Annotated in this window: 1 protein-coding gene; it reads right to left on the minus strand. The window is 60.2% G+C overall.

What is annotated here, in order from left to right; genetic code table 11:
• Positions 1-367: 367 nt before the first annotated feature.
• Complete coding sequence (locus G3N94_RS41375) at positions 368-1,519, minus strand: IS110 family transposase (RefSeq protein ID WP_205799914.1); 1,152 nt, start codon at positions 1,517-1,519, stop codon at positions 368-370.
• Positions 1,520-1,604 lie beyond the last annotated feature (85 nt).

Genomic DNA, 1,604 nt, shown 5'->3' on the forward strand with positions numbered 1-1,604 from the left:
AGCAGTTGCCTTCTATGAGGAGAAAATAGTCAAGGCTTTTTTGGCTTCCGGGCTTTTGATGCCATCAGTACATTTCCTGTCATCTTAGGCCTCGTCCTGCAGGCGCATTTGGGGACGAAACTATCTCTCACGTGTCTGAAGCGCGTTGCGCACGTGAGACATTCACGTCTCACCGCCTTCTATCCGCCGGCGGGCAGCCGGCCGCATCCTATGCGCGTTACGCTGGAAGGTTCACCAGGAGTATGCCCCATCTATATCGTTCGGTTGCTGTCGAGCAACCCGGCAACTGCTCGGGCATATTCCGTTCAGACCGCAAGAATCTGTTTCATTTGATTCGCTTCTGCACTGCCTTGTTTGATAGGGATCCTTATCGCATTTTGAGTTCAGCACCTTCGGGAATCACACCTTCTTCGAGGTAGCGCCATAGCGCGATGACCAGGCGGCGTGCCACCGCGACGATCGCAATACGTCGAGCGCGTCGGTTGGGGCTTGTGCCCTTCGTGCGCTCGTTGAACCAGCGAGTGAGCAGGCTGGCGGGCTGATACCGTATCCATGTCCATGCCGTTTCAATCAGTAACGCGCGCACGCGCCGGTTCCCTTGTTTGCTGATCCCCTGATCGATCTGGGTTTGGCCGCTGTCGTAGGGCTGCGGGACCAGGCCGGTACAGGCGCCCACCTGGCGGCGGTTGGCGAAGCGCCTCCAGAAGAGCTCGAGTGCAAGTCTCGAGCCGCTAACCGGACCGATGCCGCGCAGGTGTGTGAGGTGATCAATACGCTCGCGCGCACGTTCGGGAAGGTTAAGGTGGTAGGCCTTTTCCAGGGTGGCCGCCTGCTTCTCGACCAGCGCCAGCCGCTCGCACTCGCGCAGCAGGCGTTCGTGGAGCTCGTCGGGCAGCGGGGCACCATCGTGACAGCGCACTTCACGGCATGCGACGCGGGTGGGGAAGTTACGGCTGTTGACATTCTCCCAGCAGCCGACCGTGGCCAGCAGCTTGCGCATGCGGTCGCGGTGTTGCAGCACTTCTTTCTGCAGCTGGCCGCGATCACGCATCAGGTGGCGCGAAGCTTCGTCCTGGGCAGAGGGTACGTGCACCGCGTGCATGCGGTCGCGTTCGCCGCCCAGCCAGGCCCGCAGGTTGATGACGAGCTTCGTCACGTCAAGCCGGTCGGTCTTTGCGCGCCGTTTTTGGCGTTGGACCGGAATGCTCGCGGGATCGACGACGTAACATTCGATGCCGCGAGCCTGCAGAGCCCGGAAGATCCAGAATGCGTCCTGACCGGCTTCGTAGCTCACGACGATGCGCGTGTTGTCGGGCAATGCCCAAGTCTGCTTTTGGGTGGCAATCAGCGTAAGCACGGCCTGCAGACGGACGGCTGGGTCGGTTTGTGCCACCGTGTGAATCGACGGGCTTTCTCGATGCCCGTCATGCAGCGCGACTTTCCACTTTGCCGCGGCCAGTTCAAGCGATACGGCCAGTACCACGTCCGTTGCGTTGCTTTGCATTTCCTGTGTACACATGACGCCCTCCGGTGAGGAACTTCACGACACGCTGATTTTACCGATATGGCTTCGTTGCCCCTTGCTGTACATAGGATCTATCTGG

The sequence above is a fragment of the Burkholderia sp. Ac-20353 genome (assembly GCF_017104785.1).
Lineage (GTDB): Bacteria > Pseudomonadota > Gammaproteobacteria > Burkholderiales > Burkholderiaceae > Burkholderia.

Bases quoted from the DNA above. Each gene is read 5' to 3' on its own strand.
- G3N94_RS41375 (WP_205799914.1), bottom strand. From the start codon at position 1,519: ATGTGTACACAGGAAATGCAAAGCAACGCAACGGACGTGGTACTGGCC.